Here is a 25,743-nt window from a genome sequence, read left to right on the forward strand (position 1 = left end):
GTGGGCCTGCCCCGCATTCCCTCCTATCCCCTGCCCGCCGCCACCGAACTGCCCGCCAACCGGGTCGAGTGGACGGTCGACCCGGACCGCGCCGTGCTGCTGGTGCACGACCTGCAGAACCACTTCCTGGACGCCTTCGACGCCGCCGCCGCGCCGGTGCCCGAACTCCTCGGGAACGTCGGCCGGTTGGCCGAGGCGGCGCGCGCCCACGGCATACCGGTGCTCTACTCGGCCCAGCCCGGCGGGCAGAGCCCGGCCGAACGCGGCCTCCAGCAGGACTTCTGGGGCCCGGGCATCCCGGACGACCCTCGCGCGACGGCGATCGCCGACGCCGTCGCCCCCGCACCGGGCGACACGCTGCTCACCAAGTGGAAGTACAGCGCCTTCGTGCGCACCGATCTGGACCGGCTGCTGCGCGAACAGGGCCGGGACCAGCTGGTGATCACCGGTGTGTACGCGCACATCGGGGTGCAGGCCACCGCCTGCGACGCCTGGATGCGCGACCTGCCGGCCTTCGTGGTGGCCGACGCGGTCGCCGACTTCGGCCCGGACGAGCACCGCGCGGCGCTGTCCTGGGTGGCCGGCCGCTGCGGGCAGGTCACCACCACCGACGCCGTCCTCGCGATGCTGGAAGGGAAGTGACGGGCATGGCCTTCACCGTGGAGCGGATCCGGGCCGAGGTCGCCGACCTGCTCGGCGAGGACCCGGCGGACGTCCCGCTGGACGAGAACCTGGCCGACTGGGGCCTGGACTCGGTCCGGCTGATGGCGCTCGCCGAGCGCTGGCGGGCCGAGGGCGCCGAGGTGGCGTTCGTGCAACTGGCCGAGCGCCCGGCCGTCGAGGCCTGGGCCGCACTGCTCGGCGCGGCCTGATGGAGACGGTGCTGCTGGAGGCCGCCGGGCCGCAGGTGCCCCCGCGCACGGACCGGGCGGCGAAGTACCCGCCGACCACCGTCGTGGGGCCGGTCGAGGCGCAGGCCGCCCGGACCCCGGACGCCCCCGCCGTGCTGCTCGCGGGCGGCGCGGTCGTCACGTACCGGGACCTGAACGCCGCGGCCAACCGGCTGGCGCGCGCCCTGGCCGCGCGCGGCGCCCGGCCGGGGGCGGTGGTCGGCCTGGCGCCGGCCCGCCACCCGGCGCAGCTGCTGACCGCGCTGCTCGCGGTGGCCAAGTCCGGCGCGGCGTACCTGCCGCTGGACCCGGCGGACGCGCCCGGGCGCCGGGAGCGGCTGCTCGCGGAGACCGCGCCGGTCTGCGTGCTGGGGGAGGGGGTGCCGGAGGCGCTGGCCGGGCTGGACGTGGACGGCGAGCTGGCCACCGACCCGCCCCGGGCGCTCACGCCGCAGCACCTGCTCTGCGTCGGGTACGGCCCGGGCGGGCGACCGGACGCCGTCCGGCTCACCCACGCCGAGGCCGACCGCCGGGTGCGCGAGCTCCAGGCGGCCCACCCGCTCGGCCCGGGTGACCGGGTGCTGCAACTGGGCCTGCCGCTCTGGGAGTTCCTCTGGCCGCTGCGGACCGGCGCCGCCGTGGTGCTGGCCGACCCGCAGCGGCCGGGCGAGGTCGGGGAGCTGGTGAGGGAGCTGGGCGTCACGGCGGTGCGGGCGTCGTCGGCGGCGCTGTTGGGCGGCTGACGGGGGCGGGGCGAGGGCGGCGAACAGATGACAACGTTCAGTGAACAACTTTCAGATAACAGATGATGAAATCTGTTATCTGAAAGTTGTCATCTGTCGGTCGTCAGTCGTCAGTCGTCAGTCGTCGGCCGTCGGTCGGCACGCGTCGGCTGTCAGGCGTTCGCCGCCAGGTCGGCCGCCGTCCAGGCCATGGCGACCGCGCCGTCCAGCACCGCCCGGTCGGCCTCCGCCCCCACCGCGGCCTCGGCGAACGCGGCCTCGTGCGGGGCGCAGGCGCCACCGGTGATGTCCAGCACTGGGTGGATGGCGGGCACGGCGTGGGAGACGTTCCCCATGTCGGTGCACGCGAACGGCCCGCTCTCGACCGGTTCCGGCCGGCCGAGCGCCGCCGCGTTGGCCCGCCAGAGGGCGAGCAGGGCGGGGTCGGAGCGCATGTCCAGGTAGTCCGGTTCGGGCCGGTCGAGCGTCACCTCGCAACCGGTGGCGAGCGCCCCGGCCCGGAAGCAGTCCTCGACCCGGGCCCGCAACTGCGCGAGGTCCTCGGCCGCCGAGGCGCGGATCTCGTACTCCGCGCTCGCGCTGTCGGGGATCAGGTTGGGTGCGGTGCCGGCGGCGGTGGTGATGCCGTGCACCCGCCACTGCGGCGGCAGGTGCTGGCGCAGCAGCCCGAGGGCGACCTGGGCGACGGTGAGGGCGTCGGCGGCGTTGCGGCCCTGGTGCGGGTTGAGGCTCGGGTGGGCGGCGCGGCCGGTGTAGCGGACGGAGAGAGTGCCGAGCGCGAAGGAGCGGAAGTCGGCGACCTCGATCGGGCAGGGGTGCACCATCATCGCCGCGTCCACGCCGTCGAAGGCGCCCGCCTCCAGCAGGAGTGCCTTTCCGGCTCCGCGTTCTTCGGCCGGCGCGCCGATCACCCTTACGGTGAGCCCGAGTTGGTCGGCGTACGGGGCGAGGCCGAGTGCCGCGCCGAGGCCGGCGGCGGCGATCAGGTTGTGCCCGCAGGCGTGCCCGAGGCCGGGCAGCGCGTCGTACTCGCAGACGAGTGCGACGGTGACCGGCCCGCTGCCGAGGCTCGCGGTGAACGCGGTGTCCAGTCCGTGCGCGGGCGCGGTGACGGCGTAGCCGTGGGCGCGCAGGAGTTCGGCGCACCAGGCGGCCGCGCGGTGCTCCTCGAACGCGGTCTCGGGGTGGGCGTGGATGCGGTGGCTGAGCGCGAGCAGTTCCGCGCGGTGCGCGTGGACGCGTTCGCGGACGGCCTGTTTGGTCGCGGTCAGGGGCATGGGTGGCGCCTCCGTGATGTCAGGGCCCCCGCGCTGGGGGGCCGTTGACCAGATCATATGAAGTTAGATTAGGCTAACCTAACTAGGCGTTTCGTTCGCCGGACCCCGAGGAGCACCCCGAACCATGCCTGCCGTCGAAACCCAGGCCGTCGATGTCCCGCTGCTCGCCGCCCAGGCCGCCATCTGGTACGCGCAGTCACTCGACCCCGACAGTCCGGTCTACAACACCGGCGACGCCGTCGAGATCACCGGCCCGCTCGACGAGGCCCGGTTCGAGGACGCGCTGCGGCAGGCGGTCGACGAGGCCGAGGCACTGAGCGCCGTCGTCGTCACCGGCCCGGACGGCACGCCCCGCCAGCAGCCGCGCCCCGGCCGCCGCTGGCCGCTGCACCACCTCGACCTGCGCGCCGCGCACGACCCGGCCGCCGAGGCCGAGGCCTGGATGCGCGCCGACCTCGCCCGCCCGGCCGACCTCGCCGAGGGCCCGCTGTTCACCCACGTGCTGATCCGCCTCGCCGACGACCGGTACCAGTGGTACCGGCGGATCCACCATCTCGCCGTCGACGCCTACGCGTTGAACCTCCTCGGCGAGCGCCTCGCCGAGCTGTACACCGCGCACGCCACCGGCGCCGAGCCCGCCGCACGCCCGTTCGCCACCCTCGCCGAGGTCGCCGCCGAGGAGGCCGCCTACCGGGACGGCGAGGAGTACCCGGCCGACCGCGCCTACTGGGCCGACCGCCTGGCCGGAGCCGACGCCCCGGCGACCCTGCCGGGCAGCCCGGCGCCCGCGCCGTCCGCAACCCCGGTCAAGGCCCCCCTGCGCCTCACCGCCGAGCTGCCCGCCGGCACCCGCGACCGGCTGGAGCGCGCCGCCGCCACCGCCCGCGCCACCTGGGCCGAACTGCTCCTCGCCGCCACCGCCGGCTACCTGCACCGCCTGGCCGGCACCGAGGACGTCGTGCTCGGCCTGCCGCTCGCCAACCGCCGCGGACCGGCCGCCCTGCGCACCCCCGTCGCCGCCGCCAACGTCCTCCCGCTGCGCCTGGCCGTCCGCCCCGCCGACAGCGCCGAGGCGCTGCTGCGCCGGGTGGTCCGCGAACTGCGCGCCGTCCGCCGCCACCAGCGCTACCCGCTGGAGGACCTGCGCCGCGACCTCGGGCTGACCGGCGAGCGGCGCGCCCTGTTCGGCCCGATGGTCAACATCAAGGCCTTCGAGGGCGATCTCGACCTGGCCGGCCTGCCTGGCGTCGTCCGCAACCTCGCCGCCGGGCCCGTCGACGACCTCGCCGTCGGCGTCTCGCCCGCCCCCGGCGGCGCGCTGCGCCTCGTCCTGGACGCCGACCCCGCCCGCCACGACGCCGCCTCACTCGCGGCCCACCGCGACGGGCTGCTGCGCTACCTCGACGCCCTCGCCGACCTGCTGCTCACCGCCCCGCAGACGCCCATCGCCCGGATCGACCTGCTCGACCCGGACGGCCTGCGCCGCGCCACCGCCGGCCGCACGGAGCCGCCGCTCGACCGGACGCTGCCCGAGCTGTTCGCCGCGCAGGCCGCCCGCACCCCGGCCGCCGTCGCCGTCCGCAGCGGCAAAGTCGCCCTCACCTTCGCCGAGTTGGACGCCGCCGCCAACCGCCTCGGCCACCGCCTGAACGCCCTCGGCGTGCGCGCCGGTGCGCCGGTCGCGCTCGCCCTGCCGCGCGGCGTGGACACCCTGATCGCGATGCTCGGCGTGCTCAAGGCCGGCGGCGCCTGCGTCTCCCTCGACCTCGCGCACCCCCGGCAGCGCCTGGCCGCCGTCCTGGACGACGCCCGCCCGGTCTGCGCGGTCGGCACCGCCGAGGCCCTCGCCCAACTGGACCTGCCGGCCGGCCTGCCCGCCGTGCTGCCCGGGGACGCGGACGCCGAGCCCGCCACCGCACCCCCGGCCCCCCGGCCCCACCACGCCGCCTACGTGCTGCACACCTCCGGCTCCACCGGCCGCCCCAAGGGCGTCGTCGTCACCCACGCCTCGCTGGCCAACCTGTACGCGGGCCACGGTGAGGACCACATCGCCCCGGCCGTGCGCCGCACCGGCCGCGAGCGCCTGCGCGTCGCCCACAGCGCCTCGTTCGCCTTCGACGCCTCCTGGGACCCGGTGCTGTGGATGGTCCACGGCCACGAGCTGCACCTGCTCGACGACGCCACCTACCGCGACCCGGCCGCCCTGGCCGGCCACCTGCACCGGGAACGCGTCGACTACCTCGACGTCACCCCCTCCTACCTCGAAGTCCTGCTCTCCGAAGGCATCCTGGACGAGGAGTGGCACCGCCCGGCGGTCATCGCGGTCGGCGGCGAGGCCACCCCGCCCGCCCTCTGGCAGCGCCTCACCGCCGCACCCGGCCTGCACCCGATCGACCTCTACGGCCCGACCGAGACCACCGTCGACGCCTACGCCTGGACGCCCGGCCCGGACGGCGCCCCGGTCGGCCGGGTGGTGCGCGGCTCCCGCGCCTACGTCCTCGACGGCTCGCTGCGCCCCGCGCCCGACGGCGTCGCCGGCGAACTGTACGTCGCCGGGGCGTGCCTGGCCCGCGGCTACCTCGGCCGCCCCGACCTCACCGCCGAACGCTTCCTCGCCGACCCGTTCGGCCCGCCCGGCGACCGGATGTACCGCACCGGCGACCTCGCCCGCCGCCGACCGGACGGCACCCTGGAATTCCTCGGCCGCGCCGACGACCAGGTGAAGATCCGCGGCTTCCGGATCGAGCCCGGCGAGATCGCCGCCGTCCTCGCCCAACTGCCGGGCGTCGCCCAGGCCGTGGTGATCGCCCGCTCCGGTCCGCAGGGCAAGCGGCTGCTCGGCTACGTCGTGCCCGAGGTGCTCTCCGAGGCGGCTCCCGAGGCAGCCTCCGAGGCGGTTTCCGAGGCGGTCTCCGAGTCCGAGGCCAAGCCGGAGGACACCGCCGAACCCGCCCCCGCCCCCCGCGTCGCCCTCGACCCGGCCGCGCTGCGGGCCGCCCTCGCCGCCCGGCTGCCCGGACACATGGTCCCGGCCGCCGTCCTGGTCCTCGACGAACTGCCGCGCACCGCCCACGACAAGCTCGACCACCGCGCCCTGCCCGAGCCGGCCGCCGCCGAGCCCGGCACGGCCCCGGCCACGCCGCAGGAGGAACTGGTCTGCGGGCTGTTCGCCGACGTCCTCGACCTGCCGCAGGCGCCCGGGCGGGACACCTCCTTCTTCGACCTCGGCGGCCACTCGCTGCTGGCCGGCCGCCTCGCGGCCCGGCTGCGCGAGACCTTCGCCGCCGCCGTCGGGTTCGCCGACGTCTTCCGCCACCCGACCCCGGCCGCTCTCGCCGCCCTGCTCGACGCGCACCCCGGCGGCGAGCCCGAGACCCGCCCCGCGCTGGTGCCCGTGCCGCGCACCGACCGGATGCCGCTGTCACCCGCCCAGCGCGGCCTGTGGTTCCTGCACCGGCTCCAGGGCCCCAGCCCCACCTACAACATCCCGCTCGCCCTCACCCTCACCGGCCCGCTCGACCGGACCGCCCTCACCCTCGCCCTCGGCGACCTCGCCGCCCGGCACGAGGTGCTGCGCACGGTCTACGGCGAGGAGCCGGACGGCACGCCGTACCAGCGGTTGCTGCCCGCCGAGCCCGTCGAACTGCACGACGGCACCGAGCTCGCCGAAGCCGTGCGGCACGCCTTCGACCTCACCGGCCGGCCGCCGCTGCGCGCCACCCTGTTCACCCACGGCCCGGCCGAACACACCCTGCTCCTGCTGCTCCACCACATCGCGAGCGACGGCGCCTCCACCACCCCGCTGGTCCGCGACCTGTCCGCCGCCTACACCGCCCGGCTGGCCGGCCGCGCACCGGAACTCCCGGCGCCCGCCGTGCAGTTCGCCGACCACACGGCCTGGCAGCGGCAGCTGCTCGGCACCGCCGAGGCGCCCAGCCCGCTCGCCGCGCGGCAGTCGGAGTACTGGCGCACCGCCCTGGCCGGCCTGCCCGACCAGCTGGAACTGCCCACCGACCGCCCGCGCCCCGTCGTCGCCGGCCACCACGGCGCCACCGTGCCCTTCACCCTCGACGCCGAGGCCCACGCCGCCCTCGCCGCGCTCGCCCGGGCGGCCGGCGGCACCGTCTTCATGGCCGTCCAGGCCGGACTCGCCGCCCTGCTCACCCGGCACGGCTGCGGCACCGACATCCCCGTCGGCACCCCGGTCGCCGGCCGCGACGACCCCGAGACCGCCGACCTGGTCGGCTACTTCGTCAACTCCGTGGTCCTGCGCACCGACACCTCGGGCGACCCGACCTTTCGCGAGCTGCTCGGCAAGGTCAGAGGCACCGTCCTCGCCGCCCACGAGCACGCCGACCTGCCCTTCGACCGTCTGGTCGAGGAGCTCAACCCGCCGCGCTCCCTCGCCCGCCACCCGCTGTTCCAGGTGATGCTCGCCTGGCAGAGCCGCCCCGACGAGCCCCACCCGCTGGGCGGCGGCCTCACCGCCCGGATCGCCGCCGTCCCCAGCGGCACCGCCAAGTTCGACCTCACCCTCAACGCGGGCGAGCTCCCCGACGGCGGCATCGGCGGCTTCCTGGAGTACCGCACCGACCTCTTCGACGCCGCCACCGTCGAAGGGCTCGCCACCCGCCTCGCCCGGCTGCTCGCCGCCGCCGCCACCGCCCCCGACACCGCGATCGGCCGGCTCCCGCTGATCGGCGAGGAGGAGCGGCTGCGCGCCCTCGTCGAGTGGAACGGCACCCCGTACACGTCGGCTCCGCACACGTCGGCCCCGCACGCCTCGGCCCCGGACGCCACCCTGGCCGGGCTGTTCGAGGCCGCCGCCGCCGCCAACCCGCGGGCCGTCGCCGTCAGTTGCGGTGACGATCAGCTCGACTACACCGAACTCGCCGCCCGCGCCGACCGCTTGGCCCGACTGCTGGCCGCCAACGGCATCGGCCCCGGCACCATCGTCGCCCTCGCCCTGCCGCGCTCGCTCGAACTCGTCGTCGCCCTCCTCGCGGTGGCCAAGTCCGGCGCCGCCTACCTGCCGCTCGACCCCGACTACCCGGCCGACCGCCTCGCCTACATGCTGGCCGACGCCGCCCCCGCCGCCCTGCTCACCGACCGCGCCACCGCGCCCCGGCTGCCCGCCCACCAGGTGCCCCAACTGCTCGTCGACGGACCGGAGTCGGCCACCCACCCGGCCACCCCGCTGGCCCAGCACGAGCGCACCCGCCCGCTGCGCGCCGAGGACACCGCCTACGTCATCTACACCTCCGGCTCCACCGGCCGGCCCAAGGGCGTCCCCGTCACCCACCACAACGTGGTCCGGCTGTTCAGCTCCACCGACCACTGGTTCGGCTTCGGCGCCGACGACGTCTGGACCCTCTTCCACTCCTACGCCTTCGACTTCTCCGTCTGGGAGCTGTGGGGGGCCCTGCTGCACGGCGGACGCCTGGTCGTCGTCCCGCACCTGGTCAGCCGCGACCCGGCGGCCTTCCTCGACCTGCTCGCCCGCGAACGCGTCACCGTGCTCAACCAGACCCCGTCCGCCTTCTACCAGCTCAGCGCCGCCGACCGGGACCGCCCCGGATCCGAACTCGCCCTGCGCTACGTGGTGTTCGGCGGCGAGGCGCTCGAACTGGCCCGGCTCGACGACTGGTACGCCCGCCACCCGGAGGACGCGCCCACCCTGGTCAACATGTACGGCATCACCGAGACCACCGTGCACGTCTCCTACATCGCCCTCGACCGGGCCACCGCCGCCGCCGGAAGCAGCAGCACCATCGGCGTCAACATCCCCGACCTGCGGGTCTACGTCCTGGACCAGCACCTCCAGCCCGTCCCGCCCGGCGTCACCGGCGAGATGTACGTCGCCGGGGCCGGCCTGGCCCGCGGCTACCTCGGCCGCCCCGACCTCACCGCCGGACGCTTCGTCGCCGACCCGTACGCCGAACTGTTCGGCGAACGGGGCACCCGGATGTACCGCTCCGGCGACCTCGCCCGCCGCCGCGCCGACGGCGTCCTGGAGTACTTCGGGCGCGCCGACCAGCAGGTGAAGCTGCGCGGCTTCCGGATCGAACTCGGTGAGATCGAGGCCGTGCTGGCCGCCCACCCGGGCGTCGCCGACGCCGCCGTGGTCGTCCGCGAGGACGCCCCGGGCGACAAGCGACTGGTCGGCTACGCGGTCACCACGGCGAGCCCCGAGGACCCGAGCGCCGTCGCCGCCCCCACCCCCGAGGACCTGCGCGCCCACGCCGCCGCCGAACTGCCCGCCCACATGGTGCCCTCCGCCGTCGTCCTGCTCGACCGGCTGCCGCTCACCGCCAACGGCAAGCTCGACCGCCGCGCCCTGCCCGCCCCCGACGCGCCCGCCACCGGGGCCGGACGCCCGCCGCGCACCCCGCGCGAACAGCAGCTGTGCGAACTCTTCGCCGAGGTGCTGGGCGTCGCGGCGGTCGGCGTCGACGACGACTTCTTCGCCCTCGGCGGCCACTCGCTGCTGGTCGTCCGCCTCGCCGGGCGGATCCGCGAACTGCTCGGCCTGGACGTCGGCATCGGCACCCTGTTCCAGTCGCCCACCGTCGCCGCCCTCGACACGGCCCTGGCGGCCGGCTCGCAGAGCGCCGACGCGCTGGACGTCCTGCTCCCGCTGCGGCCCGCCGCGCCCGGACGCCGTACCCCGCTGTTCGCCGTCCACCCCGCCGGCGGCCTCAGCTGGTGCTACACCGGCCTGATCCGCCACCTGCCCGCCGACCTGCCGATCTACGGCCTCCAGGCCCAGGGCGTCGGCGCGGCCACGGCGGCCCGGCCCCTGCCGCAGACCCTGGACGAGCTGGCCGCGCACTACGTCGACCGGCTGCGCGAGGTCCAGCCCGAGGGCCCGTACCGGCTGCTCGGCTGGTCCACCGGCGGGATCATCGCGCACGCCGTCGCCGTCCGGCTCCAGGACCTCGGCCACGCGGTCGAGTTGCTCGCGATCCTGGACGCCTACCCCGCCGAGGGCTTCCGCGACCTGCCCGTCCCCGACCAGGCCGAGGCGCTGGAGGCGCTGCTCACCATGGGCGGCTACGGCCCCGAGGACCTCGCCGGGCGGCCACTCGAACTCGCCGCCGTCACCGAGCTGCTGCGCCGCGAGGGCAGCCCGCTCGCCGGACTCGACGACGCCACCGTGGCCGCCCTCAACCGGATCTACCTCAACACCAACCACCTCGTCCGCGGCCACGACCACCGCCCCTTCGACGGCGACGTGCTGTTCTTCCGCGCCACCGTCGACACCATCGACGAGACCCTGGTGCCCGAACTCTGGACCCCGTACGTGTCCGGCCGCATCGACAACACCGACGTCGCCTGCTCGCACAAGGACATGACCCTGCCCGCCCCGATCGCGCACATCGCCCGCGTGATCACCGACCACCTGGAGAAGTCCTCCGATGAGTGACGCCCCCGCCAACCCCTTCGACGGCGACGGCGAGTTCCTCGCCCTCGTCAACGACCAGGGCCAGCACTCGCTCTGGCCGGCCTTCGCCGCCGTCCCGGCCGGCTGGAACGTCTCCCACGGCCCGTGCGAGCGCGCCGACGCCGTGCAGTGGATCACCGCCCACTGGACCGACCTGTGACCCCTCCGGCCGTCGAGGCCGCCCCGGCGCGCCCCCTGCTCGCGGGGCGCGCCGCGGTGGTCGTGGTCTACACCGCCGCGATGTGCATGAACGGCCTGGACTCGACCATCGTCAACCCCGCGCTGTTCACCATCGCCGAGGACTTCGGGCGGCCCGTCTCGGCCGCCAACGCCGTCGAGACGGCCTTCCTGGTCGGCCTCGCCGTCGGCCTGCCGGTGGCGGGCTGGCTCGGCGACCGGTTCGGCGTGAAACGGGTCTTCCTCGGCTCCCTGGCCGGGTTCACCCTCGCCTCCGCCCTGTGCGCCGCCGCCCCCGGCCTCGGCTCGCTCGCCGCCGCGCGGGCCGTCCAGGGCGTGGCCGGCGGGCTGCTCACCCCGGTCGGGATGACCCTGCTGTTCCGGGCCTTCGCCCCGCACGAGCGGGCCGGCCTGGGCCGGATCCTGATCGTCCCGACCGCCCTGATGCCCGCCCTCGGCCCGCCGCTCGGCGGCCTCCTGACCGAACACCTCTCCTGGCACTGGCTGTTCCTGGTCAACGTGCCGATCGGGGTCGCGGCCGTCGTGACCGGGCTCATCGGCCTGCGCGCGGCGGACGAGCCCCCGCCCGGGCGCTTCGACACCACCGGCTTCCTGCTCGCCACGCCCGGCCTCGGACTGCTCACCTACGCGCTCGGCTTCGGCCCGGCGCACGGCTGGTCCTCGCCGGGAGTGGCGCTCAGCGGCGTGGCCGGTCTCCTCCTGCTCGGCATCGCCGTGCGCCACCAACTCCGCGCCGCCGAACCGCTGGTGGACCTGCGGCAGCTCGCCGACCGCACCTTCGGCACCGCCACCTGGCTGGCCCTGCTCACCTCGGCCGGCCTGATGGGCGCCCTGTTCGTCCTCCCGCTGCTCTACCAGGCCGCCCTCGGGGCCTCGGCCCTCGACGCCGGGCTGAGCGTCTTCCCCGAGGCGATCGGCCTGATGGCCGCCTCCCAGGTGGTGGACCGCCTGCTGCCCCGGTTCGGCCCCCGCCGCCTCGCGCTGCCCGCGCTGCTGCTCGCCGCACTCGTCCTGGCCGCCCTCGGCTTCGCCGAGAACCCCTGGGCCGTAAGGGCGTTGATGTTCGCGGTCGGGCTCGTCCTGGGCACCGCCGTGCTCACCGTCCAGATCGCCGGCTTCGCCGACGTCCCCGGGCCCGCGATGGGCCGCGCCATGGGCCTGTTCACCATCGTCCGCACCCTCGGCGGCGCCCTCGGCATCGCCGCCACCGCCGCCCTCATCGGTGCCCTGGACACCGGCGGCGGCTCACCCGGCCCCTACCGCTTGGCCCTCCTGCTCACCGCCGCGCTGGTCGCCGCCGGCACCCTCCTCACCACCCGCCTCCCCCGGGAGGCGCCGGGACCACCCCCCGCCGACTGAACAGCCACGCCGCACCCCGCGATCGCGGGGTGCGGCGTCAGTTCGGTGGACGCGGCCTTCCGGGCTCAGGCGCTCGGCCAGAGGATCAGGTCGGGCAGGGCGTGCCGACGCGGCCGGTCGCCGAGGTCGGCGAGTGCGGTGCGGATGGCCCGGAGGTGTCCGACGGTCAGCTGCAGGGGCGGCTCGTCGGGCTGGTGGGTCGTGCGGATGGGGTAGTCGACGCCGGGGGTGCGGGTCATCTCGATGTGGCAGCCGAGCAGGTGCGTCACCGGGCGGCGTTCGGCGAAGTCGATCAGCCGGTCGACGGTGCGGGTGAAGGCCGGCCAGTCGTCGATGTAGAGGCGGCCCGGGTAGACGGTGTCGCCGGTGAGCAGCAGGCCCGTCCACGGGTCGTAGTAGGTGACGGCCGCCGGGTGGTGGCCCGGGGTGGCCAGGCATTCGAGCACCCGGCCGCCGCCCAGGTCCACCCGCGCGACGGCGTCCGGGTCCTGGTCGAAGCCGAAGTACGGCCAGGCCGTGGCCGGGTCGGCGCTGACCAGGGTCGTCGCGGGCCGGTCGGCGAACTGCCCGTCGCCCGCGACGTGGTCGCCGTGCGGGTGGGTGTGCAGGACGAGCAGTCCGTAGCCGTCGCGGGGGTGGTCGGCGAGCCATTGGTCGATGAGGCCGTCGACCACGGTGCGCAGCGGGAAGTACGCGGCGGAGGCGGTGGCCCCGGTGTCGATCAGGACCGCCCGCTCGCCCCCGAACAGCAGGAACAGGAACGGCGCCTCGTAGTCGACCGCCTTGTTCTGCCGCAGGATGACGGTGTGCTCGTCGTACGCGTGGACCTGGATGTCCGGGTCCGTGTTGTGCTTCGCGGACGGGGACCCGTGGATCCACCGCACGTCGAGCGGACGGGCGAGCGGGGCACCGGCGGCCATGACGTCTCCCTCGGTGCGTCGTCTTGGCGGGCCGGGTACGGCGCACATCTCGTCCGGGGCGGTCACCGGCGCGCCGCCACCGGGACGCTAGCACGCCCCCGTCGCGGCGCGCCGGTCCGCCGACCCGGTGGGGACCGTCAGGCACCCCCGAGCAGGTGCGCCAGCCCGTCCGCCAGCCCGCCGCGCCAACAGGCGTAGTCGTGGCCGCCGTTGAACTCGCGGTACGCGAGGTCGTAGCCGCGGGCGGTGAGGACGTCGCGCAGGTGGCGGTTCTGCGGGAGCAGCATCCACTCCTGGAGGCCGACCTCGACGTAGAACCGGGCCTCCCGCCTTTGCTCGCGGGCGAATTGGCGGGTCAGCCACTCACTGCCCTCGTCGAACTCGGTCTCGTCCGGCCACCAGAAGGAACCGGACTGGCAGAGCGCGCCGCCGAAGCGGTCGGGGCGCCGGAACGCGGCGAAGGCGGCGGTGAGGCCGCCCGCGCTCTGGCCGGCGATCACGGTGGCGGCCGGGTCGGTGGTGGTGCCGAACTCCGCCGCCGCCCAGGGGAGGAGGCGGTCGGCGAGGAGGTCGACGAAGGCCGGGTTGCAGCTGAGGTCGTCGGGTCGGCAGGGGCCCATGGTGTGGACGAGCAGGGCGACGGTGGGCGGGATGGCGCCGTCCGCCGCCAGGTTGTCGAGGGTGTCGCCGACCGACAGCACCTCGCCCCACATCTCGCCGTCCAGCAGCACGGCCACCGCGAACGGCCCGCCACCGGCGGAAGGCCCGCCCCCGGCGGGGAGGTGGACGTCCACCCGCCGCCCGGCCACCTCGTGGGCCACCGTCCGCCCGCGCGGCACGCCGTCGCGCCGCCGGACGTACGGCTGGGCGGGGGCGTCGGGCAGGCTGAGCACGGACGACGGGTGGCGCCCGTCGCGGGCGGGCAGCCGGGGGGCTGCGTCGTGCGGGTCGGGGCGGGCGTGGTCGAGGACGCGCAGCCAGTCCGCCCGGGCGGTGCCGGGGGCGTCCCCCCGGAACGGGTACAGCTGGTAGGACGCCCGGTGGTCGGCGCGCAGCCGGTAGGTGATCGACCAGCGGCCGTCGTCGCGGCGGGTCATCAGGTGCGGGGAGAGGTCGCCGTCGTGCCGGTCCTTGTCGGTGACGGTGTGCAGGAGAGCGAGCACGCCGTCGCACGACGCGTCCTCGTGCACGAAGGTGACCAGGCGGTAGGCGGGGTCGGCCGGATCGGGCTCGACGAGGGGAAGGGTTTCCATCTGCGGTACTCCTCGGGGAGGTTAAGCGGGGGTGCCCTTGCGGCCGAGCAGCACCCAGAGCAGGAAGGGGCCGCCGAGGACGGTGGTGACGATGCCGACCGGGATCTCCACCCCGCCGATCAGCACCCGCCCCACGGTGTCGGCGAGCACGACGAGGACGGCGCCGGTCAGTGCCGAGCCGAGGACCGGCACGCGCGCCGGCCCGGCCAGCCGTCCGGCGATCACGGGCGCGGCCAGCGCGACGAAGCCGACCGGCCCGCACACGCCGACGGCCAGCCCGGCCAGCGCGACGGCCAGCAGCAGGCAGCCGAGCCGGACCCGGCCCGGGTCGACGCCCAGCGAGGCGGCCACGCTGTCGTCGAAGCGCAGCACCGCCAGCCGCCGGGCCACCGCCAGCGCGAGCGGTACGAGCACGGCCAGCCCGATCAGGACCGGGGTGGCGACGGCGTAGTCCCGCCCGTTGAGACTTCCGGAGGTCCAGACGTACAGCGAACCGGCCGAGTTGAGCGAGCGGCGGGCGAGCGCGACCTGGATGACGGCCGAGGCGAGCGCGGACATCGCGAGGCCGACGACCAGCACCCGGTAGCCCTGCGCGCCGAGCCCGCCGGAGACCAGGGTGACGACCAGGACGGCGGCCAGCGCGCCGAGCGGGCCGGCCCACCAGGCGCCGAAGGTGCCGGAGACGGTGGCGGAGATCAGGACGGCGGCGGTGGCACCGTCGTTGACGCCGAGCAGTTCGGGGGTGGCGAGGCGGTTGCGGGCGAGGGTCTGGGTGAGGCAGCCGGCCAGGCCGAGGGCGGCGCCGGCGGCGAGCCCGGCGACGATCCGGCCGAGCCGGAACTTCTGCACCAGCAGCACGTCCAGCCGGTCGCCGTAGCCGAACACGGCCTGGAGCGTGCGGCCGAGGCCGAGTTCGCTCTGCCCGGCGTGGGCGGACACGACGACGACGGCGAGCAGCGCCGCGGCCAGGGCGAGCGAGGCGAGCAGCGCCCGGCGGGGGAGCAGCAGCGACCAGGCGCCGCGCCGCAGCACCAGGTCGGGTTTCGGCGCGGGCGGCTCGGACCGCCGGACGGGGGCGGGCTCGGCCGGGTCGGCCATGCCGAGCGCGGCGGTCCGGCGGGAGCGGACGATCGCGATCAGCGCGGGGGCGCCGACCAGGGAGACGATCACCGACACCGGCGCCTCGAACGGGCGGGCCACCACCCGGGCCAGCACATCGGCCCCGGTGAGCACGGCGGCACCGAACAGACCTGCGAGCACGGTGAGTTGCCCGACCCTGGGGCCGGCGACGGCCCGCGCCAGGAACCCGGCGAGCAGGCCGAGGAAGGAGATCGGGCCGGCCAGCGCGACGGCTGAGGCGGTCAGCAGGGTGACGGCGAAGGCGACCGCGGCCCGGGTGGCGCCGGGCCGGTGGCCGAGACCGCGGGCGAGGTCGTCGCCGAGCGCGAGCGCGGTGAGCGGCCGGGTGGCGAGCAGGGCGAGCAGGAAGCCCACGCCGAGCACCGGGGCGAGCTGGCGCAGCGTCGTCCAGCCCTCCACCCCGGCCAGCGAGCCGAGTACCCACACCCGGTACCGGTCGTACGCCTCGGGAGAGTTGACGATCAGCACGCCGGTGAGCCCGCCGAAGGTGGCGCCGACCGCCGAGCCGCCGAGCACCAGCCGCATCGGAGACCCGCCCCGGGCACCCGCGATGAGCAGCACCAGCGTGCTGGCGAGCACGGCGCCGCCGAAGGCGAAGGCCAGGTACCCGTACGAGGTCTGGATGCCGAGCACGGCGATGCCGAGCACGACCCCCAACGAGGCGCCGGCGTTGACGCCGAGCAGTCCGGTCTCGGCGAGCGGGTTGCGGGTGACGGACTGCAACTGCGCCCCGGCGACCCCGAGCGCGGCGCCGACCAGCAGGGCGGTGGCCGTGCGGGGCAGGCGCAGGTCGCCGACGACGAGGGCGAGCCGGCCGTCCGCGCGGGCGCCGTGGCGGTCCAGCAGGTAGTCCAGCACCCGCCCGGGGCCGACCTCCCCGGCGCCGACGGACAGCGAGAGCGCGGCGAGGGCGAGCAGGACCGCGACCGCGCCGAGGGCGATCGGCCAGGCGGCCCGGCGGCCGTCCCCGCGCGGTGGCGTCGGCGGCGGCGGGGCGTCCGGCTCGGTGCGGGACTCCCCGGGGGCGCCCACTTGCGACAATGTCATAAGGTAAGGCTAACCTAATGAGCGCATCGTCCTGTGGGCACCGTCACCGTGCCGGGTCGCCCGGACGCCGCCCAACCCCCGTACCACCGCTGCCCGGAGGCACCCATGCCGTTCGCCCAGAGCCCGCTCCACCCCGTCCGCCGCCGCGCGGCCCGGGCGCTGGCCGTCACCGGGGCGGCCGCCCTCCTGCTCGCCGGGTGCGGCTCCTCCGGGTCCTCCTCCGGATCCTCGGGCTCCGCGGGCGGCTCCTCCGCCGCCGCCGGCAGCCCGGCGGCGGACGCGGCCGGCGGCAAGCGCACCGTCAAGGACGCGACCGGCAAGGCCGTCGAGATCCCCGCCGCGCCCCAGCGGATCGTCACCCTCACCCAGGAGGACCTCGACGCGGTGCTCGCCCTCGGCGTCAAGCCCGTCGGCATCACCAACGGCCAGGGGCTCAACGAGCCGCCCGCCTACCTCAAGGACAAGGTCCAGGGCGTCCCGGTGGTCGGCAACCTGCTGCAGCCCGTGATGGACAAGGTCATCGCCGCCAAGCCCGACCTCATCCTGGCCGGCGACATGCAGGACGAGCAGATGCTCAAGCAGCTGCGCGAGATCACCCCCGCCACCCTCGTCACCATGGCGCCCACCGACGACTGGAAGCTCGCCTTCCGCGGCATCGGAAACGCCGTCAACAAGCTCGACCAGACCAACAAGGTGATCGCCGACTACGAGGCCAAGGCGGCCAAGGCCGGTGGCGACCTCGGCAAGAACAAGGGCGCGGCCGTCTCCATCGTCCGCTGGAACCCGACCGGGCCGAGCTGGATGGAGAAGAAGCAGTTCGCCAGCGGCGTCGCCCTCGACATGGGCCTCACCCGCCCGGCCGCGCAGGACAAGGACGGCAACGCGCACAGCCCGGCGCTCAGCCTGGAGAAGCTCGCCGAGATCGACGGCGACTGGCTGTTCCTGTCCACCCTCACCGACGACGGCAAGACCGCGCTCAAGGACGTCCAGTCCAAGCCCGCCTACCAGGAGCTGGGCGCGGTGAAGAACAAGCACGCCGTCACCGTGGACGGTTCGGTCTGGTCCACCCGCGGCGGGCCGCTCGCGGCCGACGTGGTCATCGGCGACATCGGCAAGGCGCTCGCCGCCTCCTGACCGGTCCGCGTTCGGGCCCTGTCCGGGGCCGTTTCCGCGTTCGGGCCCTGTCCGGGATCGCGCCCGCGCTCGGGCTCGTACCCGGTCGGCCGGCACCTTGCCCGGCCGGCCCGCAGCCCCCTCCAACCGAAGGAACCCCCGATGGAGTTGACGATCCAGGGCCTCACCGCCGGCTACGGCCCCGGCCGCCCGGTGCTCGCCGGCGTCGACCTCACCGTCCCGGCCGGCCGGGTGGTGGCCGTCGTCGGCCCGAACGGCTGCGGCAAGTCCACCCTGCTGCGGGCCGTCGCCCGGCTGCACCGGCCGGACGGCGGGCGGGTGCTGGTCGGCGGCGAGGACGTCTGGCGGCTGCGGCCGCGCCAGGCCGCGCACCGGGTCGCGCTGCTCCCGCAGAGCCCGCAGGCCCCCGAGGCGGTCACCGTCGCCGGACTCGTCCGCTACGGCCGCCACCCGCACCAGGGGCTCTTCCGCCAGTGGTCGGCCGACGACGAGCGGCTCACCGCCGGGGCGCTGCGCGCCACCGGCGTCGAGGAACTCGCCGACCGCCGGCTGGACCGCCTCTCCGGCGGCCAGCGGCAGCGCTGCTGGCTCGCCATGGTGCTCGCCCAGGACGCGCCCGTCGTGCTGCTCGACGAACCCACCAGCGCGCTCGACCTCGGGCACGCCGTCGAGGTGCTGGAACTGGTCCGCGAGGTCGCCGCCGGCGGGCGGACGGTCGTCATGGTGCTGCACGACCTCGCGGCGGCGGCCCGCTACGCCGACCTGGTCGTCGCCCTGCGCGACGGTTCGGTGGTGGCCTGCGGCCCGCCCCGCGAGGTGGTCGACGCACCGCTCGTGCGCGCGCTGTACGACATCGACAGCGACGTGCTCGCCGCCCCCGGGGACGGCGCGCCGGTGATCGTTCCCCGTGCGGCGCCGGTGCGTTGACGATGCGTCAGGCATGACCTGGCGCGCGACGGGAGGCGGGTGGCGGGGCAGGCGGCGTGCCGTCTGCCCCGTTCACTCGTTCGACGGGTTTGCGCCCAGGAAGCCGCGGAGCGGCCTCTCCGGCTGCCGCTTTGTCAGTGGGCCTCGCTACGTTCCTCGCATCGCTGACCGGCAGGTGGGAGGAGACGTCCGTGGCATGGGTGGAAACAGGCGCGGGAGGGTACCGCGTCGCGCTCGACGGGGAGGGCAAGGTGGTCTGCCGCAACGCGGCGGGCCGCGAGCTGAAGTCCCTGCCGTCGAAGCTCGGTGACGATCCGGTGGTCGTCCAGCTGAGGCAGCTCACCGAGTGGCTGGCCGCGCACGAGCGGCGCTGCCAGGAGGACGTCGAGCGGTGGATGGTGCGCTCGCTGCCGGTGCCCGCCGCCGTGCTGACCGCGGTCTGGGCGGACGAGGCCTGGCAGGCCGTCCTGCGCGACCTGGTGGTCACCGGCTCGGACGGCGCCGTCGCCGGCTTCCTGCGCGGTGCGGACGCCGAGCGCGGGATCGGCCTGGTGGACCTGGACGGCGACACCGTCCGGCTCACCGGCGGAGAGATCCTGATACCCCACCCCGTGCTGCTCCCGGACCTCGACGACCTGCGCGAGTTCGCCGTCGAGCTCGGTGTCTCCCAGCGAGTGCCGCAGCTCTACCGGGAGGTCTGGCACCGGCCGGACGAACTGCCGGCCGGCACCGAGGTCACCACCTACGCCGGCGGCCGCTACCGGGAGCTGCGCGAGCTGCTCGGACGCTGCGCCCGGCTCGGCCACCGGGTGCGCGGCGGCTCCGCCGTCCAGCCCGTGGTGGAGGCGGGGCGCACCGTCGAGGCCCGCGTCTGGGTGGGCGACTACTACGAGTACGACGCCTGCGAGACGGGTGCGCTCAGCTGGGCGGGCCCGGACGGCCGGGTGCTGCCGCTCGCCGAGGTCGGCCCGATCGCCTGGTCCGAGGGCATGCGGATGGCCGCCGCACTGTACGCAGGCCGCACCATCGAAGGGGAGGACGCCGCATGACCGCCACCGGACTCGACCAGAGGGCCGTTCAGGACGCCGACCGGGCGGCCGCCCAGGACACCGGGCCGCACGAGCGGCTGCTCGACGCGGGGGCCGTGCTCCCGCCCGGCACCCTGCCCGGCGCTGGCCGCCCCGACAGCGCCGCCGACGTGCTCACCGCCCGCGCCTACACCCACCCCGCGCTCGACGGGCGCCGGATCGTCCGGCTGGTCCCCGGTGCGCTCGGACCGGCCGAGGACCTCGCCGTCGACTTCCTCGGGCTCGTCCCCGACGGCGCGCCCGCCGAGGTCGGCCAGGTCCGCCAGGAGGCGCTCGGCTTCCCCGCCTGGGCGCTGGTCCACGACCCGGCCAACGGGCACCACGCGCTCGCCCTGGTCAAGGAGATGGAACGGCTCTCCCGCCAGGCCCGGTCCAAGCCCGGCACCGCCAAGGACGGGTTCGAGGCGCTGGCCGCCCGTCTCGGCCGCGCCGTGCCGCACTTCCTGCCCACCTTCTGCGAGGAGGTCGGCCGGATCTTCCTCGCCCACGGCAACCAGACCTACGCCGCCAGCTACTTCGGCAAGGCCCGCGAGGCCGAGCGCACCTACCGCCTGACGGTCGACGAGGAGCGGCTGCGCGCCGTCTTCCTGGAGTTCGCCCTGGCCGGCGCGCTCACCGTCAAGTCCCTGCGCCAGTACGTCAAGGAGCTCGCCGGACGGCTCGACGCGCTGACCGCCTGGCAGCGCTTCCGCCAGCTGTGCACCGAGCGCTCCGCCGCCGGCATGGCCCCCTACGCCGGGGTCGCCGAGGACGCCCGCGCGCTGATCAAGGCCGCCGGGCTGGACCGCGCCGAGCACGAACAGGCGCTGCTCGCCGAACTGCTGGCCGCCCCGGGCGTCAACCGGGCGCCCGGCGCGTTCTGGAAGTCCTGGCACGGTTCCCTGACCGAACTCGGCCGGCGCGACCCGGCGGTCCGGGCCCGGCTGCTGGAGCTGATGCCCGACCCGGCCGGCACCGACGCCGCCCTGAACGACACCACCTGGCTCGGCCTGCTCGCCGAGACCGGGGCCGAGCAGCTGCTCACCGGCCCGCGCCCCGAGGGCGCCGAGGGCTCCGAGCCTGCCGCCGCGTGGCTCCGGCGCTGGTGCCACCACCTCGGGCGCGGCTGGCGCTCCCGGCCCAGCTGCGCCGCCACCGTCGCCCTGGCCGGCCGGATGGCCGAGCGGCTGCGGGCCGACGGAGTCCCGGTGGACCTGTACACCGACGTCCGCCGCAGCCAGACCCAACTCGACCTGCTGGACCAGCTGCTCGCCGACGGCGTGCCCGTCGCCGACCCGTCGGCCACCCACCGGTTCGACCTCAAGGACTGGGTCGACCAGTGCGGCGCCGACAGCACCGGCCTCGCGGCCGTCGCCGCCGACCCGCGCTTCCGGCCCGCCCTGCGCGCCGCGACCCCGCCCGCCTGGGACACCGCCGTCAAGCGGCAGGTGCCCGCCCTGCCGCTGCTGCGCCGCCTGTTCGAGGAGTGGGCCGAACTCCGGGCCGACGAGCTGACCGCCGCCCGCGGCCTGGCCGGCGCCGCCGACCTGGTGCAGTCGCTGAGCCCGTACCGCACCGCCGTGCGGGCCGTCGCCCCGGCCGCCGCCGAGCGGATCGCCGCCCTCGACGTCACCGCCCTGCTCGCCGGGGCGCTCGGCGCCGGCATCCTCGACGAACTCGGCTGGCCCGCCCTGGAAGAGGCGCTGGCCAAGCTCGCCGACCCGACCGACCCGACCGACCCGACCGACCCGACCGACCCCGCCAAGCCCGTGGACCCTGCGGACCCCGACTCCGCCGGGCCGGACTCGGAGTCGCCCGACACCCCCGGCCTCAACGGCGGGCGCCTCACCGGCCTGATCGTCGAGGACGCCTGGCCGCACCTGATCCTCGCCCGCCACGACCAGGCCGTCGTGGTCGGCCCGCAGGGCGTCCTGCTGGAACACACCCTGCGCCTGCCCCCGGCGAAGGAACGCTGGAACCAGCCCCGGCTGCGCTTCGTCGACGGCGAACTCCTCGTCGCCTGGTACCAGGACGGAAAGCAGCACGCCTACTGGTCCAGCCGGCCCGGCGAGGTCATCGAACTCACCGGCGAGACCATCGCCGGCTACTACTACGGCGACCGGGATCCCGAGCCCCCCTCCCTCCCGCTGCCCGGCGGCGGCCGCACCACCGGCGAACGCCCGCTGCACCCCGGCGACACCCGGATGCCCGGCGAACACCGGGTCCTCGGCGACGGCACCGGCCACTGGACGCTGCGCTACGGCCAGGACGGCGCCGTCCTGCGCGAACTCGACCCGCACACCGGCGCCCTCGGTCGCGCCGCCGAACCACCGGTGATCGCCGCCACCGCGGCCGCAGGCTGGCTGCCCGCTGCTCGCGCCCGACTGCTGCCGCTCCAGCCCGGCCTGGAGCAGACGCCGCTCGGCACCGACGGCACCGTGCTCGGCAGCTGGGTCCGGATCGACCCCGGCCGCGCCGTCACCACCACGACCGCCGACGGACAGGCCATCGTCCTGCCGATCACCGACGGCCACCCGGACCACGTCCCGGTCGGCCGCCTCACCCTCCCCGGTCAGGCCCGACCGGTCGTCACCGAGGCGCAGCGCGGCGGCCTCGCCCTCAGCCTGCCCGACCTGGCCACGGACACCGACCGCACCGCCGACCTGCGCCCCTGCCGCCCGGGGGACTTCGCCGCCGCCGGCACCGGGCTCGTCCCCCCGCTCGACCACTGGCACGCCCTGCGGCCCCGCGACGAGGCAGGCTCCCGCGTCCTGCGTGGCGTCGACACCGAGCAGGCCGCCCGCCTGATCGACGCCGCCTGGCCGACCGACAGCCGGCCCGCGCCCGAGGAGGAGCAGCGCTGGATCACCGTCCAGGGCGTCCGGCGCCCGCTCGCCCGCTCCGGTGGCGCCCGCCGCGCCCTGCCCGTTCAGGCGGTCGGCACCGTCCTGCCCGGCATCAGCCACCCGCTGCTGCTCGCCGGGGTCGCCGGGCTCGCCCGCACCGCCGCCGACCTGCTCGACCGGACCGCCCGGTTCGTCCCGCAGCCGGAGGCCGAGAAGCCGTCCAAGGCCGAGGCGGCCGGGTACCGGCCCGAGCACGGCCGTGACCACGAACTGCGCGAGGCCGTCACCACCCTCCTGCCCGACGTCGCCTGCTTCGGCCCCAACTGGGGCGACGGAGACCGGTGGCGGGTGCTCACCAACCTGCGCGCCGTCACCGCCGTCCTGGCCGACCCGCCGACCGCCACCGGCGAGGGCTGGAGCACCCAGGCCACCGTCACCCTGCAACACGGCGACACCCACCACGGCTGGCTCCACCTGCTCGGCCGTCTCGACACCCTCGCCTACGCGGTGGCCGCCCCGCTCACCGAACCGGCCCACCGCGCCAGCCTCGTGCTGCTCCTCGGCGAACTGACCGAGGGAGTGCTCGCCGACCGCGGCGCCACCCTGCGCGAGATCGTCCTCGGCGAACCCGCCGACCGCGCCGACCGCCGCCGGCCCGCCGTCCCCCGCGAGGGGCAGGTGCTGCGCCACGGCGACCGCACCGTCGTCATCCTCGGCCACCGTCGGCACCACGAGGGCACGGAGCAGTGGTACGCCGTCGACCACGACCCGAGCGGCGCGTTCGGCCCCGTCGCCCACTTCACCACCGTCAAGGAACGCGGCACCGAGGAGCGGGTCGACGCCGCCTGGATCGCCGCCCTCCGGCAGGCGGCCGTGCTGCACGGCGGCGCCCCCTGGCAGCCCGCCCGTGCCATCGCCTTCGGCGGGCTCACCGGGATCGGTGCCGCCCGCGCCGCCCTGCTGCTCAGCCCGCCGCCCGGGCTCTTCCAGTGGCACAGCGCCGTCCTGCCCGCCGACCGCCTCGCCGAGTACGGCCTCAAGTCCACCGAGGCCAAGGCCGCCCGGGACTGGCTGCGCGGTCGCGACCGGACCACCCTCGCCGACGTCTGGGGCGCCCTGCTGCCCGCCGACCCGAAGACCCTCTGGACGGAGGGCCCCGACGTCGACGCCGGCGCCGCCGCCTGGATCCGGCACTTCGGCCGGCTGGTCACCCTCCCCGAGGCCGCCCAGGCCACCGTCACGGGCGCGCGGATCGAACACATCGAGGCTGTGCTCAACCTCGCACAGACCCCCTGGCTGACCGGCACCACGGCCTTCCGGCTCAGCGACGACGGCGGGTCCACCCCCCAGCTGCTCGCCGAGGACCAGAGCGCCGCACCCGCCTCCGGCGACCTCGGCCACGCCGTCGACGCCCTGCGCTGGCTCGCCTACCACCTGCCCGCCGACAGCCCGCTGCGCCCGCTGCTGCCCACGGCCGCCGCCGCGCTGCGAAGCCGCCTCGCCGACCCCGACCTGCTGCTCGACCTCCACCTCGTCCACACCACCAAGGGCGCCTCGATGTCGGCCGTCCTGCGCCCCCACTTCGGCCTGCCGGCCGCGGGCGGAGTCGACCCGAACGGACTGGTCGACTGCGGCCCGGCCCTCGTCCTGACGCCCTACCACGGCGAGTACGAGCGGGTCTGGCTGCGCCCGGCCGGGCTCACCGGCCCCGAGGACCCGGTGCTCGAACTGCTCGGCGGGCTGGGCGCCAGCTACTGGCTGGAAACCGAGCGGGGCGCCATCGAGGCCGTCCTGCGCGGCGAAGTGGAGCGTCTGGCGGCCGCCGCCGCCGGCCCCGCCGCCGCGGCCGGTGACGCCGCGGCCTGGCTACAGCACCCGCAGCTCACCGTCCCCGACCTGGTCGCCGAGGCGGCCCGGGCCCACGGCCTCGGCGAGGACGCCGCGGTGCTCTACCTCCAACTGCTGGCCCTGCCCGACCCCGCCGACCGCAACATCGCCCGCTGGACGGGCTGGAAGCCGGCCAGGCTCAAGCGCGCCCGCGCCGAACTCGCCGCCACCGACCTGGTGCTGGAGGCCAAGCGGGCCCGGGCCGGCCGCACCCTCTTCCTGCCCGGCGGCTGGCAGGAGGCCAAGGCCCCCGCCCTGCCCGCCGAGACCTGGAAGGCCGCGCTCTACGAACTGCCCACCCACCGCGTCTCGCTGCCCTACCTGCCCGTCCCGGAGCTGTTCGCCCGGGCCTGGCAGCGGACCCTCGACGGCGACGCCCCCGGCTACGAAGAGCTCCAGACCAGCAAGCGCAGGAAGGCCCGCCGATGAGCGCCACGCCGACGAACAGCACACCGACGAACAGCACACCGGTGAGTGTCGACGCCGCCCCCGCGAGCCGGCAGATCATCCCGCCCGAGGAGAAACACGCCGCCGAACTGGAGTTCCTGGCCGCGTACGACACCGGCCCGCGCCCGCCCGGCTGGCGGCTCACCCCGCGCGCCGTCGTCACCTTCGTCATGGGCAGCGACGGCGAGAAGCTCAAGGCCGGCCGCCGCGGCCTCGCCATCGAGCAGAAGTTCGTCGGCGAGCGCGCCCTCGTCGAACGCTGCGTCGTCACCCTCGCCGGGGAGCGCGGCCTGCTGCTCGTCGGCGAGCCCGGCACCGCCAAGTCCATGCTCTCCGAACTGCTCGCCGCCGCCGTCTGCGGCACCAGCGCGCTCACCGTCCAGGGCACCGCCGGCACCACCGAGGACCAGCTCAAGTACGGCTGGAACTACGCCCTCCTGCTCGCCAAGGGGCCCAGCCGGGACGCCCTGGTGCCCTCCCCGGTGCTCACCGCGATGACCGTCGGGGCGGTGGCCCGCGTCGAGGAGGTGACCCGCTGCCTGCCCGAGGTGCAGGACGCGCTGGTCTCCCTGCTCTCCGAACGGCGGGTCGCTGTCCCCGAGTTGGCCGGCACCCCGGACGGACAGCTGCACGCCGCCGCCGGTTTCACCCTGATCGCCACCGCCAACCTGAGGGACAAGGGCGTCAGCGAGATGTCCGCGGCGCTCAAGCGGCGGTTCAACTTCGAGACGGTCGGTCCGATCGCCAGCCTCGCCGCCGAGGTCGAACTCGTCCGCCGGCAGTCGACCGTCGCCGTCGCCCGGGCCGGAGCCACCTACGCGGTGGACGACGCCGTCCTGGAGGCCCTCGTCACCGCCTTCCGCGACCTGCGCACAGGCCGCTCCACCGAAGGCTGGGACGTCGAGCGCCCGTCCACCGTGATGAGCACCGCGGAAGCCGTCTCGGTCGCCACCGCGCTCGGTGTCACCGCCGCCTACCTGCCCGACGGCGGCGACCTGCTCGGCCGCCTCCCCGGCCAGCTCATCGGCGTCGTGCGCAAGGACGACCCGGCCGACGCCGCCCGGCTGCTTGGCTACTGGGACGGACCGGTCCGCCGGCGCGCCGAACAGGGCGCCGGCACCTGGCGCACCCTGTGGGACCTCCGCTCGGCCCTGGAGGCATGAG

Annotated in this window: 15 protein-coding genes and 1 riboswitch; of the genes, 11 read left to right on the top strand and 4 right to left on the bottom strand. The window is 76.0% G+C overall.

The window, feature by feature from the left end; genetic code table 11:
• The 3 genes from AB0O19_RS00155 to AB0O19_RS00165 are packed head-to-tail and all read left to right on the top strand — an operon-like array spanning position 1 to position 1,633.
• Positions 1 to 642, top strand: a complete 642-nt coding sequence (locus AB0O19_RS00155; protein ID WP_363616460.1) for an isochorismatase family protein — start codon at positions 1 to 3, stop codon at positions 640 to 642.
• 5 nt (positions 643 to 647) lie between these two features.
• On the top strand, positions 648 to 872 hold the full coding sequence (locus AB0O19_RS00160) for a phosphopantetheine-binding protein (protein WP_063349844.1): 225 nt from the start codon (positions 648 to 650) through the stop codon (positions 870 to 872).
• The gene (locus AB0O19_RS00165) at positions 872 to 1,633 is read left to right on the top strand and encodes an AMP-binding protein (RefSeq protein ID WP_363616462.1); all 762 of its coding nucleotides are present in this window, start codon (positions 872 to 874) and stop codon (positions 1,631 to 1,633) included. The genes AB0O19_RS00160 and AB0O19_RS00165 overlap by 1 nt, the downstream gene beginning before the upstream one ends.
• 152 nt (positions 1,634 to 1,785) lie before the next feature.
• On the opposite strand, the gene AB0O19_RS00170 is transcribed toward AB0O19_RS00165, so the two are convergent.
• A complete protein-coding gene (locus tag AB0O19_RS00170) occupies positions 1,786 to 2,910 on the bottom strand; it encodes an amidohydrolase (RefSeq protein ID WP_363616464.1) in 1,125 nt (374 codons plus the stop codon).
• 124 nt (positions 2,911 to 3,034) lie between these two features.
• Here AB0O19_RS00170 and AB0O19_RS00175 point away from each other — a divergent pair, with 124 nt between their 5' ends.
• Genes AB0O19_RS00175 through AB0O19_RS00185 form a run of 3 tightly spaced genes read left to right on the top strand, consistent with a single transcriptional unit; the run spans position 3,035 to position 11,911 of the window.
• A complete protein-coding gene (locus AB0O19_RS00175) occupies positions 3,035 to 10,336 on the top strand; it encodes an amino acid adenylation domain-containing protein (RefSeq protein WP_363616465.1) in 7,302 nt (2,433 codons plus the stop codon).
• On the top strand, positions 10,329 to 10,514 hold the full coding sequence (locus AB0O19_RS00180; RefSeq protein WP_063349847.1) for an MbtH family protein: 186 nt from the start codon (positions 10,329 to 10,331) through the stop codon (positions 10,512 to 10,514). The genes AB0O19_RS00175 and AB0O19_RS00180 overlap by 8 nt, the downstream gene beginning before the upstream one ends.
• On the top strand, positions 10,511 to 11,911 hold the full coding sequence (locus AB0O19_RS00185; protein ID WP_363616467.1) for a DHA2 family efflux MFS transporter permease subunit: 1,401 nt from the start codon (positions 10,511 to 10,513) through the stop codon (positions 11,909 to 11,911). Before AB0O19_RS00180 ends, AB0O19_RS00185 begins: the two co-directional genes overlap by 4 nt.
• A gap of 65 nt (positions 11,912 to 11,976) precedes the next feature.
• On the opposite strand, the gene AB0O19_RS00190 is transcribed toward AB0O19_RS00185, so the two are convergent.
• From AB0O19_RS00190 to fhuB, 3 genes are all read right to left on the bottom strand, one after another.
• Positions 11,977 to 12,831: an MBL fold metallo-hydrolase gene (locus AB0O19_RS00190; RefSeq protein WP_363616469.1), complete on the bottom strand. Its 855-nt coding sequence runs from the start codon at positions 12,829 to 12,831 to the stop codon at positions 11,977 to 11,979.
• Positions 12,832 to 12,843: 12 nt separating this feature from the next.
• A riboswitch (guanidine-III (ykkC-III) riboswitch) is annotated at positions 12,844 to 12,904 on the bottom strand.
• Positions 12,905 to 12,968: 64 nt separating this feature from the next.
• A complete protein-coding gene (gene fes, locus AB0O19_RS00195) occupies positions 12,969 to 14,084 on the bottom strand; it encodes an enterochelin esterase (RefSeq protein WP_363616471.1) in 1,116 nt (371 codons plus the stop codon).
• Positions 14,085 to 14,105: 21 nt separating this feature from the next.
• The gene (fhuB, locus tag AB0O19_RS00200) at positions 14,106 to 16,271 is read right to left on the bottom strand and encodes a Fe(3+)-hydroxamate ABC transporter permease FhuB (RefSeq protein ID WP_363616473.1); all 2,166 of its coding nucleotides are present in this window, start codon (positions 16,269 to 16,271) and stop codon (positions 14,106 to 14,108) included.
• Positions 16,272 to 16,376: 105 nt separating this feature from the next.
• Here fhuB and AB0O19_RS00205 point away from each other — a divergent pair, with 105 nt between their 5' ends.
• The 5 genes from AB0O19_RS00205 (at position 16,377) to AB0O19_RS00225 (ending at position 25,742) form a co-directional block, all read left to right on the top strand.
• Positions 16,377 to 17,405, top strand: coding sequence for an iron-siderophore ABC transporter substrate-binding protein (locus AB0O19_RS00205; protein WP_363616475.1), 1,029 nt, complete (start codon positions 16,377 to 16,379; stop codon positions 17,403 to 17,405).
• A 141-nt stretch (positions 17,406 to 17,546) separates the two neighbouring features.
• A complete protein-coding gene (locus AB0O19_RS00210; protein WP_363579569.1) occupies positions 17,547 to 18,332 on the top strand; it encodes an ABC transporter ATP-binding protein in 786 nt (261 codons plus the stop codon).
• Between the two features lie 200 nt (positions 18,333 to 18,532).
• The gene (locus AB0O19_RS00215; protein ID WP_363616998.1) at positions 18,533 to 19,381 is read left to right on the top strand and encodes a DUF4132 domain-containing protein; all 849 of its coding nucleotides are present in this window, start codon (positions 18,533 to 18,535) and stop codon (positions 19,379 to 19,381) included.
• Entirely contained in the window at positions 19,378 to 24,561 is a 5,184-nt protein-coding gene (locus AB0O19_RS00220; RefSeq protein WP_363616477.1) for a hypothetical protein, read from the top strand. Before AB0O19_RS00215 ends, AB0O19_RS00220 begins: the two co-directional genes overlap by 4 nt.
• Entirely contained in the window at positions 24,558 to 25,742 is a 1,185-nt protein-coding gene (locus AB0O19_RS00225; RefSeq protein ID WP_363616479.1) for an AAA family ATPase, read from the top strand. The genes AB0O19_RS00220 and AB0O19_RS00225 overlap by 4 nt, the downstream gene beginning before the upstream one ends.
• The last annotated feature ends 1 nt before the right edge of the window (position 25,743 follow it).

Origin of the sequence: Kitasatospora sp. NPDC091276 (assembly GCF_040684355.1) — a bacterium.
Lineage (GTDB): Bacteria > Actinomycetota > Actinomycetes > Streptomycetales > Streptomycetaceae > Kitasatospora.

Coding starts and splice junctions, on each gene's coding strand:
- AB0O19_RS00160 (WP_063349844.1), top strand. CDS start 648: ATGGCCTTCACCGTGGAGCGGATCCGGGCCGAGGTCGCCGACCTGCTC.
- AB0O19_RS00165 (WP_363616462.1), top strand. CDS start 872: ATGGAGACGGTGCTGCTGGAGGCCGCCGGGCCGCAGGTGCCCCCGCGC.
- AB0O19_RS00170 (WP_363616464.1), bottom strand. CDS start 2,910: ATGCCCCTGACCGCGACCAAACAGGCCGTCCGCGAACGCGTCCACGCG.
- AB0O19_RS00175 (WP_363616465.1), top strand. CDS start 3,035: ATGCCTGCCGTCGAAACCCAGGCCGTCGATGTCCCGCTGCTCGCCGCC.
- AB0O19_RS00180 (WP_063349847.1), top strand. CDS start 10,329: ATGAGTGACGCCCCCGCCAACCCCTTCGACGGCGACGGCGAGTTCCTC.
- AB0O19_RS00190 (WP_363616469.1), bottom strand. CDS start 12,831: ATGGCCGCCGGTGCCCCGCTCGCCCGTCCGCTCGACGTGCGGTGGATC.
- fes (WP_363616471.1), bottom strand. CDS start 14,084: ATGGAAACCCTTCCCCTCGTCGAGCCCGATCCGGCCGACCCCGCCTAC.
- fhuB (WP_363616473.1), bottom strand. CDS start 16,271: ATGACATTGTCGCAAGTGGGCGCCCCCGGGGAGTCCCGCACCGAGCCG.
- AB0O19_RS00205 (WP_363616475.1), top strand. CDS start 16,377: ATGCCGTTCGCCCAGAGCCCGCTCCACCCCGTCCGCCGCCGCGCGGCC.
- AB0O19_RS00210 (WP_363579569.1), top strand. CDS start 17,547: ATGGAGTTGACGATCCAGGGCCTCACCGCCGGCTACGGCCCCGGCCGC.
- AB0O19_RS00220 (WP_363616477.1), top strand. CDS start 19,378: ATGACCGCCACCGGACTCGACCAGAGGGCCGTTCAGGACGCCGACCGG.
- AB0O19_RS00225 (WP_363616479.1), top strand. CDS start 24,558: ATGAGCGCCACGCCGACGAACAGCACACCGACGAACAGCACACCGGTG.